The sequence below is a fragment of the Marinicauda salina genome, assembly GCF_003122085.1.
Classification (GTDB): domain Bacteria; phylum Pseudomonadota; class Alphaproteobacteria; order Caulobacterales; family Maricaulaceae; genus Maricicauda_A; species Maricicauda_A salina.
Genome location: NZ_QEXV01000005.1, coordinates 51,604 through 68,437 on the forward strand (window position 1 = coordinate 51,604; position 16,834 = coordinate 68,437).

Annotated in this window: 14 protein-coding genes; 5 read left to right on the plus strand and 9 right to left on the minus strand. The window is 71.9% G+C overall.

From position 1 onward, the window contains the following. Nucleotides 1-4 precede the first annotated feature (4 nt). The 4 genes from DDZ18_RS10940 to DDZ18_RS10955 form a co-directional block, all read right to left on the minus strand. Entirely contained in the window at nt 5-808 is an 804-nt protein-coding gene (locus DDZ18_RS10940) for a cytochrome c1 (RefSeq protein WP_109253441.1), read from the minus strand. Nucleotides 809-820: 12 nt separating this feature from the next. Continuing rightward, nucleotides 821-2,131: a cytochrome b gene (locus DDZ18_RS10945; protein WP_109253442.1), complete on the minus strand. Its 1,311-nt coding sequence runs from the start codon at nt 2,129-2,131 to the stop codon at nt 821-823. A gap of 11 nt (nt 2,132-2,142) precedes the next feature. Then, the gene (gene petA, locus DDZ18_RS10950) at nt 2,143-2,754 is read right to left on the minus strand and encodes a ubiquinol-cytochrome c reductase iron-sulfur subunit (protein ID WP_233245811.1); all 612 of its coding nucleotides are present in this window, start codon (nt 2,752-2,754) and stop codon (nt 2,143-2,145) included. Between the two features lie 211 nt (nt 2,755-2,965). Next, the gene (locus DDZ18_RS10955; RefSeq protein WP_158272135.1) at nt 2,966-4,408 is read right to left on the minus strand and encodes a tetratricopeptide repeat-containing sulfotransferase family protein; all 1,443 of its coding nucleotides are present in this window, start codon (nt 4,406-4,408) and stop codon (nt 2,966-2,968) included. 151 nt (nt 4,409-4,559) lie between these two features. Between DDZ18_RS10955 and hemF the strand changes: the two genes are divergently transcribed. Beyond that, nucleotides 4,560-5,468, plus strand: a complete 909-nt coding sequence (gene hemF / locus DDZ18_RS10960) for an oxygen-dependent coproporphyrinogen oxidase (protein ID WP_109253444.1) — start codon at nt 4,560-4,562, stop codon at nt 5,466-5,468. A gap of 373 nt (nt 5,469-5,841) precedes the next feature. Here hemF and DDZ18_RS10965 read toward each other — a convergent pair whose 3' ends face one another. The 5 genes from DDZ18_RS10965 to DDZ18_RS10985 are packed head-to-tail and all read right to left on the minus strand — an operon-like array spanning nt 5,842 to nt 9,829. Beyond that, complete coding sequence (locus DDZ18_RS10965) at nt 5,842-7,029, minus strand: hypothetical protein (RefSeq protein WP_109253445.1); 1,188 nt, start codon at nt 7,027-7,029, stop codon at nt 5,842-5,844. After that, a complete protein-coding gene (locus tag DDZ18_RS10970) occupies nt 7,026-8,261 on the minus strand; it encodes a CCA tRNA nucleotidyltransferase (RefSeq protein ID WP_233245812.1) in 1,236 nt (411 codons plus the stop codon). Before DDZ18_RS10970 ends, DDZ18_RS10965 begins: the two co-directional genes overlap by 4 nt. 8 nt (nt 8,262-8,269) lie before the next feature. After that, nucleotides 8,270-8,578, minus strand: a complete 309-nt coding sequence (locus tag DDZ18_RS10975) for a DUF6111 family protein (RefSeq protein WP_109253446.1) — start codon at nt 8,576-8,578, stop codon at nt 8,270-8,272. A 22-nt stretch (nt 8,579-8,600) separates the two neighbouring features. After that, nucleotides 8,601-9,245, minus strand: coding sequence for an NUDIX hydrolase (locus tag DDZ18_RS10980; RefSeq protein ID WP_233245813.1), 645 nt, complete (start codon nt 9,243-9,245; stop codon nt 8,601-8,603). Continuing rightward, nucleotides 9,242-9,829, minus strand: coding sequence for a DUF1285 domain-containing protein (locus DDZ18_RS10985; protein WP_109253447.1), 588 nt, complete (start codon nt 9,827-9,829; stop codon nt 9,242-9,244). The genes DDZ18_RS10980 and DDZ18_RS10985 overlap by 4 nt, the downstream gene beginning before the upstream one ends. Before the next feature lie 66 nt (nt 9,830-9,895). Here DDZ18_RS10985 and DDZ18_RS10990 point away from each other — a divergent pair, with 66 nt between their 5' ends. The 4 genes from DDZ18_RS10990 (at nt 9,896) to DDZ18_RS13920 (ending at nt 16,732) form a co-directional block, all read left to right on the plus strand. Then, nucleotides 9,896-10,894, plus strand: coding sequence for an AAA family ATPase (locus DDZ18_RS10990; protein WP_109253448.1), 999 nt, complete (start codon nt 9,896-9,898; stop codon nt 10,892-10,894). A gap of 164 nt (nt 10,895-11,058) precedes the next feature. After that, on the plus strand, nt 11,059-11,949 hold the full coding sequence (locus tag DDZ18_RS10995; RefSeq protein WP_109253449.1) for a DUF58 domain-containing protein: 891 nt from the start codon (nt 11,059-11,061) through the stop codon (nt 11,947-11,949). Beyond that, nucleotides 11,946-14,681 carry a DUF4159 domain-containing protein gene (locus DDZ18_RS11000; protein ID WP_109253450.1) on the plus strand — a complete coding sequence of 912 codons (2,736 nt, stop codon included), beginning with the start codon at nt 11,946-11,948 and terminating at the stop codon, nt 14,679-14,681. Before DDZ18_RS10995 ends, DDZ18_RS11000 begins: the two co-directional genes overlap by 4 nt. After that, on the plus strand, nt 14,681-16,732 hold the full coding sequence (locus DDZ18_RS13920; protein WP_158272136.1) for a hypothetical protein: 2,052 nt from the start codon (nt 14,681-14,683) through the stop codon (nt 16,730-16,732). Before DDZ18_RS11000 ends, DDZ18_RS13920 begins: the two co-directional genes overlap by 1 nt. Nucleotides 16,733-16,834: the final 102 nt, after the last annotated feature.

Consider the following 16,834-nt stretch of genomic DNA (forward strand, 5'->3'; position numbering starts at 1 on the left):
GGGATCAGTGCTCGATCCGCGACCAGACCTGCTTGTAGGCCGCCCACAGCAGGGCGCACAGGATGAGCAGATAGATCATCACCATCATGCCCATGCGCTTGCGGGCCTCCATGTGCGGCTCGCCCGCCCAGGTCAGGAAGGCGACCACGTCGTGGGCCATCTGATCGGCGGTGGCCTCGGTGCCGTCGGCGTACTCGACGAGGCCGTCCTGCAGCTGCGGCGGCATCGCGATCAGCCCGCCGGAGAAGTACGGGTTGTAGTAGAGCCCGGGGCGGACATTGAGGTCCTCGGGCGGCTCCTCGCCGTATCCCAGCAGCAGCGACCGGATATATTCCGGGCCGCCCTGGCGGGCCTTGGTGATCACGGACAGGTCCGGCGGCAGCGCCCCGCCATTGGCCGCGCGGGCCTGCTGGTCATTGGCGTAGGGGCTGGGGAAATTGTCCGCTGGCCGGCCGGGACGCTCGAACATGTCGCCGAAATCGTCCGGCCCGTCGGTGATCATGTACTCCGCGGCGATGGCGCGCACGACCGGGTTCTCGTTCGGATTGGCGTATTCCTCGTTATGGAACGGGCCGCCCTCCCGGCCGAGATCGGCGAAGGAGACGTAATCCAGCGAGTGGCACGCCGAGCAGACCTGCTCGTAGACCTGGAAGCCCCGCTGCAGCGCGGCGCGGTCGAACGTGCCGAACGGCCCCTCGAACGACCACTGGTGCTCCTCGGGATGATGGGTTTCCTCGGCGGCCAGACCCGGCGCGGCCAGCGACAGCGCGGCGGCGGCGGCGATCAGGAGACGGTTGATCAGTCGCATCGGTCCAATCTCCTATTCGGCCGGGGCCGGCTGCGCGGCGGCGTTCGGCTCGCTCTTGCCGCCGAGCACCGAGGCCTCGATCGAGGCCGGGCGCGGCTTCGGCTTCTCGATGAAGCCCAGCAGCGGCAGGATCGCGAGGAAGTAGGCGAAGTAGTAGACGGTCAGCACGCGGGCCAGCCACAGGAAGTTGACCCCCGTCGCCTCGCCCTCGGCGTTGGTCCCCATCGGGAAGGCGATCTCGTCCGGGCTCTTCGCGCCGCACCAGCCCAGGCCCAGGCAGGCGATGATGAAGAACAGGAAGAACCAGCGCGCCAGCGGACGGTAGCGCATCGAGCGCACCTTCGAGGTGTCCAGCCAGGGCAGGATGAACAGCACGCCGATCGAGCCGAACATCAAGAGCACGCCCATGAGCTTGCTCGGGACCGCCCGCAGGATCGCGTAGAAGGGCAGCAGATACCATTCCGGCACGATGTGGGACGGCGTCACCAGCGGATCGGCCGGGATGTAGTTGTCGGCGTGGCCGAGCGCGTCGGGCCAGTAGAAGACGAAGAAGGCGAAGATCACGAGGAACACGACCAGCGCGAAGCCGTCCTTCGTCGTGTAGTACGGGTGGAAGGGCAGCGTGTCGCGCGACGACTTCACCGAGATGCCCGTCGGGTTGTTGTTGCCCGGCACGTGCAGCGCCCAGACGTGCAGCCCGACCACGCCCGCGATCAGGAACGGGATCAGGTAGTGCAGCGAGAAGAAGCGGTTGAGCGTCGCGTTGCCGACCGAGAAACCGCCCCACAGCCACTGCGTCACCGGCTCGCCGATGATCGGCAGCGCGCCGAACAGGTTGGTGATCACGGTCGCGCCCCAGAACGACATCTGGCCCCAGGGCAGGACATAGCCCATGAAGGCGGCGGCCATCATCAGGATGAAGATCACCACGCCCAGGATCCACAGCAGCTCGCGCGGCGCCTTGTAGGAGCCGTAATACAGCCCGCGGAACATGTGCAGATAGACCGCCAGGAAGAACATCGACGCGCCGTTGGCGTGGATGTTTCTCAAAAGCCAGCCGAAATTCACGTCGCGGTCGATGCGTTCGACGCTCGCGAACGCCATGTCGACATGCGGCACGTAGTGCATCGCCAGCACGATGCCGGTGACGATCTGCACGACGAGGCACAGCGTCAGGATGCCGCCGAAGGTGTACCAGTAGTTCAGGTTCCGCGGCGTCGGGAAATCCACGAAGGAATCGTAGCTCAGCCGGATGATGGGCATGCGCTGGTCGAGCCAGCGGGTGAAGCCCGTCTTCGGTTCGTAGGTGCTCGGTCCGCTCATCTTATGCCCCGTCAGCCGATCTGGATCGTGGTCGCCGACACGAAGGAATACGGCGGCACGTGAAGGTTCTCCGGCGCCGGGCCGCGGCGAATGCGGCCGGCCGTGTCGTAGTGCGAGCCGTGGCACGGGCAGAACCAGCCGTCATAATCGCCCGACTCGCCGACCGGCACGCAGCCCAGGTGCGTGCAGTTGGCCTTCATGATGATGAATTTCGCCCGCGTCTCCTCGTCGACCTCGACGCCCTCGTCGACGAGGGCGGCGAGCGCCGAGCGGTTCTCGTCGGTCGCCGGCGCGTTGGGCTCGTTCTCGTTGCGCGCGTCCTGGTCGGGCAGCTGGACGAGCTCGACGGCGCGGGCGGATTCGATCTCCGCGGCGGTGCGGTGGCGGATGAAGACCGGCCCGCCGCGCCACATGATCGTGACCTGCTCGCCCTCGGCGACGGTATCGATCGGCGTGCGGATCGAGGCCATCGCCAGGGTGTCGGCGGCCGGGTTCATCTGGTCGATGAACGGCCACAGCACGAACGCGCCGCCCACGGCGGCCGCGCCGCCCGCGGCGATGTAGATGAAGTCGCGCCGGGTCGGCTCTTCGCCCTGGCGCTCGGAAGCATTCACGTCGGTCACGTGCAGCCCTCTCGCATCCTCTGGCCCGTCCGGCGGGCGTGATCCGATTCGCGGCGGACGCCGCAGACGCGCCCCTGGACGGCGCGTCAAGACTTAGCGCGTACGACCCCGCGCGCCTTGCGTCCTGTCGACGCAGGCGCGCCGCGCGCGCCGGTCAGACGGCGGATTAAAACGGACCCCCCGCTTTTTCAACCTGATTATCCGGATCACCTCAGACCACGCCCGCCCGGCCAAGCGCCGCCTCGATCGGCTCGAAGCGCGAACCGGCGCGTTCGTGGACGCCGACGGGGTCGCGCTCGAACAGCGCCTTGGTGAGCCAGGCCTCGGCCAGCGCGGCTTCGGCGTCGACGCCGGTGAAGAAGGCGATGCGCCGGATCTCGTCCTCGAGATCGGTCGCGAGATCCTCGTAGCGCACGGTGAGGATCCGGTCGGGGAAGAGCTGCGCCCAGCGCCCCACCAGGCGCTCCTGGGCGGCGAGCACGCGCGCGATGTCATCGGCGTGATAGCTCCAGTGCCGGCCGCGGCGGAAGCGCCGCTTGAGGATCGCCCAGGCCAGGTCGCGCGGATCGCGAGTGATGCGCACGACGCGCGCCGCGGGCAGCGACAGCCCGATCGCGCCGCCCGATATCTCGTTGAGCGCGGCCGGGTCGATCCAGCGGCGGATCTTGCCGAACCGCTCCTCGACATACCGGGCGTAGGTCCGGCCGACCTGGGCGAGCACGTTCTCCTCGCCGCCCTGCTCCAGCGCGCGGGCGAGCGCCTCGGGGCCCTGGTCGCCCAGCGGCGCGGCCGACATCCAGAACACGCCGTTGCCGCGCTCGAGCGCGCGGACGTCGTCCTCGGCGGCGAGCACGCGCGACAGCCAGCTCGCCCCGGCCGCGGGCGGGGCGATGATGAAGACCGGCCGCGAATCGACCAGGCCCGCCTCGTCATTGGCGCCGGCGAAACGTTCGTCATAGGTCTCGAGCATGTGGTCGACGCCGGCCTCGTGGCCGACGATGTCGAACGGGGCGCTGTCGCGGTAGAAGGCCGCGGCCTCGGCGACGCGGCGCGCGGCGACCTCGTGCTCGCCGACATCCTCGTAGGCCTTGGCCAGCGCATAGGACAGCACGCCGCGATCGCGCGCGGGCGCTTCGGCGAGCTTGAGGCGCGCGTCCTCCATCACCGCGAGATCGTCGTCGCCCGGCGTGAAGGTCCTGGCCTGGGCGAGGCCCTCGCGGGAGAGCGCGTCGAAGGGCTGGATGTCGAGCGCGCGCCGAAACGACGCCTCCGCGCCGGCGAACTGGCCGAGATCGAGCTTCGCGCGACCGGCGCGCCGGTGCAGCGCGGCGTCGTTCGGGTGACGCTGCAGCTGGGCCTCGATCGCGGCCAGCGCGGCGGCGTGATCGCCGAGCGCGGCGTGGGCGCCGGCCAGCCACAGCCAGGACTGGGGATGCTCCGGCGCGGCCTCGGTGAGCTTGAGGGCGGCGTCGCGCGCGGCGATGTCGTCGCCCGCCTCCAGCGCCCGGTCGGCGACCTCCGCCCAGAGATTGCCCAGCGGCGGACCGTCGACCAGGAGCTGGCGGCACTCCGCGGAGATCTTCAGCAGGTGCTCGGTCGCCCGCGCGCGGCGCAGCGCGTCGAGCGGAGAGGTTTGCGTGGCGGCGTCGGTCATGAACGGTTTCGCGGTCAGGCCCCTGATTGAGCGCGCGAACCTAGCCGCGCGACGCGCATGGCGCCAGAGCGCGGCGCCGCGGCGCTTGCCTCGCGCGCGCCGGGCGGGTTTTCTCCGCGCGTTCCGCAGCCAGCCGCGAGTCCCGCGCACCATGTCCGACGCCGCCTCCGCCCCCGCTCCCAGCCCCGAGGCGCTCGACGCCCGCCGCCAGGCCGCCCGGGCCTGGTTCGAGAACCTGCGCGACCGCATCTGCGCGGCCTTCGAGCAGATCGAGGACGACGCCCCCGACGCGCTCTATCCCGGCGCGCCGGGCCGCTTCGAGCGCACCCCGTGGACGCGCGGCGACGGAACCGAGGACCAGGGCGGCGGCGTCATGGGACTGATGCGCGGGCGCGTCTTCGAGAAGGTCGGCGTGCACTGCTCGACCGTCCACGGGACGTTCTCCGAGGGCTTCGCCAAGCAGGTGCGCGGCGCGGCCGAGGATCCGCGCTTCTTCGCCACCGGCGTGTCGCTGATCGCCCACATGCGCAATCCCCACGTCCCCGCCGCGCACATGAACACGCGCTTCATCACCACGACGGTGAACTGGTTCGGCGGCGGCATGGACCTCAACCCGACGCAGGACTACCAGCGCTCGGAACACTTCGCCGACGCGCGCGACTTCCACGCTGCGGCGAAGGCGGCCTGCGACGCCCACGATCCCGACTACCACGCCCGCTTCAAGGCCTGGTGCGACGAGTATTTCTGGGTGAAGCACAGGAACGAGCCGCGCGGCGTCGGCGGGATTTTCTACGATCATCTCGACACCGGCGATTTCGACGCCGACTTCGCCTTCACGAAGGATGTCGGCGAGGCCTTCCTCACCATCTACCCGGAAATCGTCCGGCGGCGCCTCGACACGGCCTGGACGGAGGCCGACCGCGAAGAGCAGCTCGTCCGGCGGGGCCGCTACGCCGAGTTCAACCTGCTCTACGACCGCGGCACGAAGTTCGGCCTCGAGACCGGCGGAAACGTCGAGGCGATCCTGTCCTCCATGCCGCCCGAGGCGAGGTGGCCTTAGTCTTTCAATCTCCCGGTCCTTGGGCTTGCCTGCACCCGCGAAAGCGGGTGACCCAAGGACCGACTTGCAGAGGCCAAGCGATGTCGCCCTCCCTCCCCTTGATGGGGAGGGTCGCGAGCGCAGCGAGCGGGGTGGGGTGATTGAACTCCCGGACGCGCCGCAGGCGCGATCCGGGACCTCTTCGCGATTGGCCGCCGGGAGGCCCCGGCTCTCCCTCCGGTCGGCCGGGGTTTCATAAGCAACGCCCCCCACCCGGCCGGACCTTCGGTCCGTCCGTTCGAGCCTCGAAACGCTCCCCCGGAGCGTTTCGCGCGCGATGCGCGGCGGCTCTCACCCCCACGAGGGGGGCGCTGAAATTGCGGCGATCCGCCCCCTACCCCAGCTCGATGCTGACCGAGGGGCCCGAGGTGACCGAGGCGATCATGATGCGGTCGCGCGGGGCGAGCTGCTCGATCTGCTCGGTGGTCAGGAAGCCCAGCGCGTTCTCCGCGACCGGGCCGAGATCCTCGGCCTCGACGCGATAGCCCGTCGCCGCGGCCGGCGCCGGGCCGTCGAGCACCGAGCCGCGCACCTCGCCGCCGCCGCGATTGAGCAGGGTGTAGAAGCCGAGCTGGTGCTCCTGCAGGAAGGACGAGCCCTTGTCGGCGTCGCCCGCCCCGGCGGGGAAGAGCGCGTCGCGCTCGCCCGGGCCGAGCAGCGCCTCGACCATCTCGGCGATCTTGGCCTGGGAGAAGTCCGAGGACAGCACCAGCGTGTTCACCCCGCTGGCGGGGATGACATAGCCCCCGCGCACGCCGAAGCCGTGGCGGTGCTGGCGGATCTCGGCGGCGCGGATGATCGAGCCGCCGTCCTCGAGCCGGATCAGCAGCAGCCGGTGCTCGACATAGGCCTGCTCGGGCGGACAGACATAGACCCGGTAGATGCCCTGGGAGCGGAAGATCTTGCGCGCGTCGTCCCAGTTGAGCGGGCCGTCATTGTCGTAGGCGAAGCGGTAGAGCAGGCCGCCGGTGAGCGTGCTCAGCGCGCCGGCCTTGTGGGGATCGCGGTCGGGCGTGCCGGTTTCGCCCGTCAGCTCCGAAACCGGCTTCTCGGCCGCCTCGCCGAAGACGCGCACGGGAAAGCCGGTCTCCTCGAGCCCGGATTCGATCAGGAATTTCGCGACCAGCTTCACCTCGTCCTCGTCGTGACGCGCGATCAGGCGCTCCAGCGAGGGCGGGTTGCGCCGCGGCCCGGCGCCGCGCCGGCGCGTGTTGTGGGGCACGTGGGCGAGCACGTCGCGCAGCAGATGCGCCTCGGGCGGATTGAAGCCGCGCACCCAGCGCTCGGCGACCGACTTCTCGCGGTGCGGCCAGCCGGGGATGAGCGAGGTGAGGATCCGCCCGAGCGTGCGCAGCGGACCGTCGTGCGACTTCTCCTTCTTCTCCTTCTTCTCCTGACGCGTCAGGAAGGCGATGAAGGCGCGCTCGATCCACTCGCGATCGAGATACTCGAACGCCTTCATCGCGTCGATCGACCGCCGGAACACCTTGATCGGCTCGCGCTTCTCCTCGCGCCCGCTCATGAGTCCGGCTCCCGGGCCATCGCCAGCAGGGCCTCGCGGTCGAGACTGAAATCGGACTCGATCCAGGCGCGCTTCAGCCGGTCGAGCGCCGCGCCCATCGCCGGGCCGGGCTTGTAGCCCATGGCCTTGAGATCGGCGCCGCGCACGGGAAAGGCCGGGCGCTCCCACGTCTTCGCCGCGGCGAGATCGGCCTCGGCGCGGGCGGGATCGCCCTCGCCTTCGGCCTCGGACAGCCGGATCTGGTCGGAAAAGGTCTCGGAACCGAGCCGGTAAAGGGCGGCGCGGCGGGCGCGATCATCCAGTCCCGGGGCGACGCGCGGCGCCGTCGCGGCTCCCTCGAGCCGGGCGCGTTCGGCCTTGGAGACCTTCATCGCGGTGCAGAGCGCGTCCACCCTCTCAGCGCCTCCCCCCGCCAACGCGGCGACCCTGAGGACCGGGTCGGGCGGGCGAGACTTCTCGATATCGTTAACGATTATGCGTACGAGGCGGTCGAAGTCGAGCGGGCCCGGGACGAGTTCGTCGAGAACGTGGCCTTCCTGCATCGCCGCCAGCGCGGCGCGCGGATCGGGCGCGGCGAGCAGCTTCTTGAGCTCCTTCCACACCCGTTCGGCGGACAGCTCCGTCAGCCCGGAGCGCATCGCCACGCAGGCCGCCTGGCCCTCGGGATCGATGCCGGTTCGCCCGTACCAGGCGTTGAAGCGGTAGAAGCGCAGGATGCGCAAGAAATCCTCGGCGATGCGCTCGCGGGCCTCGCCGATGAAGACGATGCGTCCGGCCGCGGCGTCGGTCGCCCCGTCGAAGGGATCGAACAGCGTCCCGTCGGGGCGGGCGTAGATCGCGTTGAGGCGGAAATCGCGCCGGGCGGCGTCCTCGGCCCAGTCCGTGGTGTAGGCGACCACCGCGCGCCGGCCGAACGTCTCGACGTCCTTCCTGAGCGTGGTGATCTCGTAGGGCTTGCCGCCGGAGACCGCCGTGACCGTGCCGTGCTCGACGCCGGTGGGCACGGCGCGCAGCTTCGCCGCCTCGAGCGCGGCCGTGACCTCGTCGGGCGTGAGCGTGGTGGCGATGTCGACATCGTCGACTTCGATCCCCATCAGCGCGTTCCTCACGCAGCCGCCGACGAAGCGCGCCGTATCCGCGTCGTCGGGCGACAGCGCCTGCATCACCGCGACGGCGCGCAGGTCGCGCATCCAGGGCTGGCGCGCCGGATCGAGGGCGGCGGGCGGCGCCATGGCGGGCCTCAGCCAGTCGGCTCGCGCGTGGGATCGGCGTCGTCGTCCTCGGCGGGGTCGAATCCGCCGGGATCGATGCGGCCGTCCTGCAGGCTCGGCGGGCGATAGATCCCGTCGGAATCGCCGTCGCGCGCGCCGAGAAAGGCCAGTCCCAGCATGGCGATGATGGCGAGCGCCGCGCCGGCCAGCGCGAGCATCTGCACCGGCGTCTCCGGCGGCCCCTCTCCGGCCGCGCGCGGCGACACGACGCGCCAGACGCACCACGCCGCGAACGGCAGGAAGAAGACCAGCAGCATCACCAGCAGAAATCTGAGCATCGTCTCCTCCAGCGCGGTCCGGTCAGCCCGTCCGGGCCAGCCGCTCGGACAACGCCTTCAGCATGCCCGCCGTGGCGCCCCAGATATACCGCCCTTTCCAGGGCATGGCGTAATAGCGGCGCAGAACGCCGCGGAACTCGCGCTCCTCGAGCCGGTGGTTAGCGGGATTCATCAGGAAATCGAACGGGGTTTCGAACACCTCGGCGACCTCGCCGGGATCGATCGTCATCTCGAAGCCGGCCTCGGCGATCCCGACGAAGGGCGTCACGGCGAAGCCGGTCACCGTCTCGTAGGCGTCCCAGCGGCCGAGCAGGCGGACCTTCTCCGGCGCCAGGCCGATCTCCTCCTCGGTCTCCCGGAGCGCGCATTCGGCCAGCGTCTCGCGGCCGACATTCTGCCGCCCGCCGGGAAAGCTGATCTGGCCGGCATGGGCCTGCAGATGATCGGCGCGCTTCGTGAACAGCAGGGTCACCCGGTCGGGATGGCGCACCATCAGCGCCAGCACGGCGGCCGGTCTGAGCCGCCGGCCCGCCGGCGCGTCGACCTCGTCGAGATCGAAATCGCTGCGGCGCGGCCGGCGGTGATCGCCCGCGACGGGATCGAGCGCGCGCTCGACGCGGGCGACGATCGCCTCGGGCGCCTGATGGATCAGCCGCGCCGGACTCACGGCCGCGGGCCCAGCGGGAAGAAGACGCCGCGGCTCCACACGCCCATCACCGGCTGTCCGTCTTCGTCCTCGCCGGGCTCGGCGAGCTCGGCGAGATCGTAGAACGCCGCCCGCGTGATCAGCGCCTCCAGCCGTCCGCGCACGTGGACGTACGGGTCCGGCTCGCCGTCCGGGCCGAGCTCGACGCGCAGGGGATGCTCCGGCCCGGCGACGACGAGATCGTCCATATTGGTGGCGAAGGCGATGCGCCGGTCCTCGCCTTCGCCCTCGGCGTCGACGCGCACCGCCAGGAAGGGCGCGGCCTCGACGGTGATCTCGATCTTCTCGATCGGGGTGACGAGATAGGTCTTTCCGTCGTCATCTTTTCGCAATATCCGCGAAAACAGCCGGATGAGACGCTCGCGGCCGATCCGCGTCCCCTCGTGCCACCAGGAGCCGTCGCGCTTGATGACGAGATCCATCGCCCCGCACGCCTCCGGCTCCCATTTCTCCACCGGCGGGTATCCGCCCGGGCCGGCCTCGGCGGCCTCGGCGGCCTTGATCAGCGACTGCATCGCGTCGGGTCCCGACTTGTCTGCGGCCATGGACACCTTTCCGGCCTGCGGCCATCTTCGGCTGACGAACCAACGTCTCGTGAAGGACATAAGTCGATGACGGTTGAGAAGGAAGACGCCGCCGCGCTGGCCGAGCGCGCCGACAAGGCCGCGGAACGGCTGGCCGAGGCGCGCGAGTCGATCGGCAAGGCGATCATCGGGCTCGACGAGGTGGTCGAACGCAGCCTCGCCGTGCTGCTCGCCGGCGGGCACGGCCTGCTGGTCGGCGCGCCGGGCCTGGCCAAGACGCGGCTGGTGCACACGCTGGCCGTGGTCACCGGCCTCGACGACAAGCGCGTGCAGTTCACGCCCGACCTGATGCCCGCCGACATCCTCGGCTCGGAAGTGCTCGAGGAGGGCGAGGACGGCCGGCGCGCCTTCCGCTTCCTGCCCGGCCCGGTCTTCTGCCGACTGCTGATGGCCGACGAGATCAACCGCGCCAGCCCGCGCACCCAGGCCGCGCTCTTGCAGGCGATGCAGGAGCATTACGTCACCGTCGCCGGCGAGCGCCACGACCTGCCCGAACCCTTCCACGTGCTGGCGACCCAGAACCCGATCGAGCAGGAGGGCACCTATCCCCTGCCGGAAGCCCAGCTCGACCGCTTCCTGATGCAGATCGACGTGCCCTATCCCGAGCGCGACGACGAGCGCGAGATCCTGCTGGCGACCACCGGCGTCGACGAGCCCGAGGCGTACGCCGTCCTGTCCGCCGACGAGCTGATCGAACTGCAGAAGCTGGTCCGCGCCATGCCGGTCGGCGAGGAGACGCTCAACGCCATTCTCGACCTGCTCGCCCGCGCCCGGCCCGACCGCTCGCAGGACGCCGACGTGCGCGAGGGCGTCGCCTGGGGCCCCGGCCCGCGCGCCGGCCAGGCGCTGATGCTGGCGGTCCGCGCCCGGGCGCTGATCCAGGGCCGGCTGGCGCCGTCGACGGCCGACGTCGCCGCGCTCGCCGAGCCCGTGCTCAAGCACCGCATGGCGCTCACCTTCGCCGCGCGGGCCGACGGGCTGGAGATCGAGACGCTGATCGCGCGCCTGGCCGCCGAGGCGGCGTAGGAGTGAACGCCTTGCGCCGGTCCCCCCTCCGTCCGCTTCGCGGACACCTCCCCCGCGAGCGGGGGAGGAAACCAGCGCGGCGCTTTCTTTCTCCCCCCGCTTGCGGGGGGAGTGGCCCGAAGGGCCGAGGGGGGCGTCGCGAAACAAGAAGTTCAGCCTAGACCATGCCGCAGAGCTCCGCGAAACCGCCCGCCGACCGCCTCCGCCACGAGGCCGAGCGCGCCGCCGCCGCGCTGCCGCCGCTCCTGGCCGAGGCCGAGCGCATCGCGGCCAGCGTCGCCCACGGCGTGCACGGCCGGCGCAAGCCGGGGACCGGCGAGACGTTCTGGGAGTATCGCCGCTATTCTCACGAAGACCCCGCCAGCTCCATCGACTGGCGGCGCTCGGCCCGCGGCGATCATCTCTTCGTGCGCGAGACCGAGTGGGAGGCCGCCAACGCCGTCTTCCTGTGGCGCGACGGAAGCCCCGGCATGGCGCTGGGTTCGCCGGGCCTGCCGACGAAGCGCGACCGGGCGGCGGTGTGCCTGATCGCGATCGCGGCCCTGCTCTCGCGCGGCGGCGAACGCGTCGCCGCTCTGGGCGAAACCGGCCGGGCGCGCAGCGGGCGGACCGGGCTCGAGATCGCCGCCGCCGCGCTGGCGCAGGGTCCGGGCGATCCCGTCAGCGTCGAGGCGCCCGCGCTGCCGCGCCACGCTCGCGTCGTGCTGGCGAGCGATTTCCTCGACCCGCCGGAGACCTGGGCGGCGCGACTGAAGCGGCTGAGCGAGGCCGGCGCGCAGGGCGCGCTGCTGCGCATCGTCGACCCGGCCGAGGAGGACTTCCCGTTCGAGGGCCGCACGCGCTTCCTCTCGCCGGGCGGCGGCGGGGAATCGCTGCTGTTCGGGCGGGCGGAATCGGCCCGCGAGGCCTATCATGAGGTGTGGCGCCGCCACGGCGCGGCGCTTGAGGACGTCGCGCGAACGGCGGGCTGGACGCTGATCACCCATCGCACCGACCGGCCCGCGGCGTCGGCCGTCCTCGCCCTGCACCAGAGCCTCGCCGGAGAGCGCGCATGATCGCTGTCGGCCCGCTCGGCTTCGCCGCCCCGCTGGCGCTGCTGGGCCTGCTGGCCCTGCCCGTCCTGTGGCTGCTGCTGCGGGCGACCCCGCCGGTCCCGCGCGAGGTGCTGTTCGCGCCGCTGGCGCTCTTGCGCCGGCTCGCCGAGACGCCGCAGACGCCCAAGAGCGCGCCGCTCTGGCTGATCCTGTTCCGGCTGTTCATCGCGTTTCTCATCGTGATCGCGCTGGCCCGCCCGGTCTGGCGGCCCGACGATTCGGCCACCGACAGCAGCCAGCCGCTGCTCGTGGTCGTCGACGACGGCTGGGCGAGCGCCGAGCTCTGGCCGCGGCTGTCCGCCGACGCGCGCTCGCGGCTGGAGGGCGCGGCGATCGACGGGCGGCGCGCCGCGCTCGTGACCACCGCGCCGAACGGGCGGTCCGAGATCGCCTTCGACGAGGCGCGCCTCGCCCTGTCGCGGCTCGAGGCGCTGGAGCCCAAGCCCTGGGGCGTCAATCGCGGCGAGGCGGCGCAGCGTCTTCAGGCCGCCATCGAGGCGGGAACGGTCCCCGCGCGCTTCGACACGATCTGGATCAGCGACGGCCAGGCGACCGGCGGCGCCGGCGATCGGCTGCTCGCCGAGACGCTCTCCGAAGCCGGTTCGCTGCGGCTCGTCGCGCCCCAGCCCGACCGCGTCGCGCTGGGGCTCGCGCCGGTGCGCGCCGCCGCTGACGGGATCGAAACCAGCGTGCTGCGCGCCCATCGCGAGGGCGCGCGGACCGTCACGCTGTCGGCGGTCGGCCGCGACGGCCGGGCGCTGGCGGTGTTCGAGGCCGAATTCGCCGACGGCGACGCGGTCGCCGCGGCCAGCGGGCGGTTGCCGCTCGATCTCAGGAACCGGGTGAGCATGGTGCGCATCGAGGGCGCGCGCTCGGCGGGCGCGCTGCAGCTGATGGACGACAGCTTCCGCCGGCCGCGCGTCGGGCTGATCGAGCCCCCCGGCGGCGAGGATCGCCAGCCGCTGCTGTCCGACCTGCACTATGTCTCCGAAGCGCTTTCGGGATCGGCCGAGACCGTGCGCGGCCCGCTCGACGAGCTCATCGAGACCGACCCGGCCGCGCTGGTCATGGTCGACGCCGCGCGCACCGAGGACGCGGCGCTGGCCGCATTCGTCGAGGACGGCGGGCTGCTGCTGCGCTTCGCCGGACCGCGGCTGGCCGCGCGCGGCGACGATCTCCTGCCCACGCCGCTGCGCCAGGGCGGACGCCTGTTCGGCGGGGCGCTGGCCTGGGACGAGCCCCAGCGCATCGGCGCCTTCCCCGACGACAGCCCGTTCTCCGGCCTCACAGCGCCGGCCGAGGCGCGCGTCGAGCGCCAGGTTCTCGCCGAGCCCGGCCCGGCGCTCGACGCCCGCGTCTGGGCCCGCCTCGACGACGGCACGCCGCTGGTCACCGCCGACCGGCGCGGCGAGGGCTGGATCGTGCTGTTCCACGTCACCGCCGGGCCCGACTGGTCCTCGCTGCCGCTGTCGGGGCTCTATCCGTCGATGCTCCGCCGCGTGCTCGCGCTCGCCGAGGGCGGCGGTCAGGCCGCGCCGTCCGAGGGCGCCTGGACGCTGGAGCGCGCGATCGACGGTTTCGGCCGCTTCGCCGAGCCCTCCGCCGACGCCCGCCCCATCCCGGCGGGCGAATTCGCCTTCGCGACGCCGGGTCCCGACACTCCGCCCGGGCTCTACCGGCTCGGCGCGGCGAGCCAGGCGCTCAACGTCGTCGCCGCCGAGAGCATTCTCGAACCGATCGCCCGCGACCTGCCCGGCGCGGTGTACGAAACCCGCGAAGGCGGGGCGGAGCGCCGGCTCGCCGGTCCAATCCTCGCCTTCGCTCTGCTGCTGCTGGCCGGCGATGTCGTCATCGCGCTCGGGTTCGCCGGGCGGCTGCCGCGCATTCCCGGGCTGGACCGCTTCGCCGCCGTCGGCCTCGTCGCGCTCCTCGCCGGGCTGTTCGCCGATCCGGTGCGGGCGCAATCCGAGGGCCTCACCGACGCCGAGGCGCTCGACCGCGCGCTGGCGGTGCGCTTCGCCTATATCGCCACCGGCGACGCCGAGATCGACCGGATGAGCCGCGCCGGCCTGTCGGGCCTGTCCTACGAGGCCACGCGGCGCAGCGCGGTCGAGCCCGCCGAGCCGCGCGCCGTCGACATCGAGACCGATCCGATCCTGTTCTACCCGCTGGTCTACTGGCCGGTGACCGAGGACGTCGAGGCGCTCTCGGACGCCGCCTCCGAGAAGGTCGAGGCCTATCTCCAGTCCGGCGGGCTGATCGTGTTCGACACCCGCGACGCCGGCGCCTCCATCGCCCGCGAAGGCCCGCACCCGGGCCTGGCCCGCCTGCTCGAATCCGTCGACGTGCCGCCGCTGGCGCGGCTTCCCGACGATCACGTGCTGGGCCGGACCTTCTACCTGCTCGACGAGTATCCCGGCCGCTACCAGGGCGGCGAGGTCTGGGTCGAGGCCGATCCCGACGGCTCGTCGCGCGACGGGACCTCGGGCGTCGTGATCGGCGGAGCGGACTGGGCGTCGGCCTGGGCGATCGGTGAGGACGGCCGGCCGCTGGCGCCGGTCGAGGGCGGCCCCTTCCAGCGCGAGTTGGCGATCCGCTTCGGCGTCAATCTCGCCATGTACGCGCTGACCGGCAACTACAAGGCCGACCAGGTCCACGTGCCGGCCATCCTCGAGCGGCTGGGACAGGACTGATGCGCGCGACCGAGCTCGCCTTCTCCCCGCTGGTCGCCGACTGGCTGATCTGGACGCTCATCGCGATCCATGTCGCCGCGCTGGCCTTCGCCGCGGCGCGGGGGCTGCGCGGCTGGATCTGGCGCGGCCTGGCCGCCGGCGTGCTCCTGATCGCGCTCGCCAACCCGGCGCTGGTGCGCGAGGAGCGCGATCCGCTCGCCGACATCGCGCTGATGGTCGTCGACGACAGCGCCTCGATGGCGGTCGGCGGGCGCGCCGCCGCGGCCGAGGCCGCCGCGGAACGCGTGCGCGCCTTCGCCGGCCGCGAACCGGGCCTCGAACTTGTCGAGCTCGCCGGCGGCCGGGCGCCCGACGGCACGCGCCTGGTCGAGACGATCCGGACCGGGCTCGCCGAAATCCCGCGCGACCGGCTGGCCGGCGTCATCGCCATCTCCGACGGCGTCGTCCACGACCTGCCCGACGCCGTCGACGCGCTCGGCCTCGACGCGCCGCTGCACCATTTCGTCGCCGGCGACGCCGACGCCGGCGATCGCCGCCTCGTCGTCGAGCAGGCGCCGCGCTACGGCCTGGTCGGCGATCCGGTCAATTTCACCCTGCGCGTGGAGGACGAAAGCGTGCCGGCGGGCTCGGCGACGGTCTATCTCTCCGTCGACGGCGGCGAACCGGTGACCGCGCGCGTGGCCATCGGCCGCGACGTCAATGTCGAGGCGCTGGTTCAGAACCGCGGCGCCAACGTCGTCGAGATCGAGGTCGAGGCCGGGCCGAACGAGCTGTCGCTGATCAACAACCGCGCCGCGGTCAACGTCACCGGCGTGCGCGACCGGCTACGCGTGCTGCTGGTCACCGGCGAGCCGCACAACGGCGCGCGGGCCTGGCGGGACCTCCTGAAGTCGGACCCCTCGGTCGACCTCGTCCACTTCACGATCCTGCGCCCGCTCGACAAGGACAACTCGGTGCCCGCCGACGAGCTGTCGCTCATCGCGTTTCCGACCTTCGAGCTGTTCCAGCAGCGGCTGAACGAGTTCGACCTGGTCATCTTCGACCGTTATCGCCGGCGCGGCATCCTGCCCCCGCTCTACATCAACAATATCGCCCAGTACGTCGAAGGCGGCGGGGCGCTGCTGGTGACTACCGGCCCGCCCTTCGCCGGCGCCGAGAGCATCGCGCGCTCGCCGCTCGCCGCGGTGCTGCCGACCCGCCCCACGGGGACCATCATCGAGCAGCCCTTCTCGCCGGCGATCAGCGAGGCCGGCGCGCGCCATCCCGTCACCGCCCCGCTCGCCGACGACCAGGCCGACTGGGGCCCCTGGTTCCGCCAGATCGGCGGCACGGCGATCGCCGGCGAAACGCTGCTCGAAGGCCCGGACGGCGCGCCGCTGCTGGTGCTGTCGCGCGAGAACGAGGGCCGCGCGGCGATCCTGATGTCCGACCAGTCCTGGCTGTGGGCGCGCGGCTACGAGGGCGGCGGGCCGCATGACGAGCTGTTCCGCCGGGTCGCCCACTGGCTGATGGGCGAACCCGAACTCGACGAGGAGCGCCTCGCCGCGACCGTCTCCGACGGCGTGCTGGAGGCCACGCGCACCACCCTCGCCGAGGACGCCCCGCCGCTCGAGATCACCCCGCCCGGCGGCGAGACGGAGACGCTGGAGATGACCGAGGCCGCGCCGGGGCGCTTCACCGCGTCGACCGGGATCGACGCCATCGGGCTGGTGCGCCTGCGCTCGGGCGATCTCACGACGGTCGTCTCGTCGGGCCCGCTCAATCCGCGCGAATACGCCGAGCTCGTCCCCGACCCGGAGGGCCTCGCCCCGCTGGTCGAGGCCTCCGGGGGCGGCGTGTTCGAGATCGGCGCGGGCGCCGACCCCGTGACGCCCAATCTCCGGCGCACCCGGGCGGGCAATGTCCAGCGCGGCTTCGACTGGGCCGGCCTGCAGCGCAACGAAGCCTATGTCGTCGCCGACGCCGAGCGCACGCCGCTGGCGCCGGGGCTGCTGATGGTGATCCTGGCGCTCGGGCTTCTGGGCTGGGCGTGGCGGCGGGAGGGGGAGTAGGGACTCCCGATTCTCATCCACCCACTCAACTTCGAATTACCACTAAACATTGACTTGCGTACTCAGTTGGTGACGCTTCCCCCTCTAGTTGAAGGCAGGAGC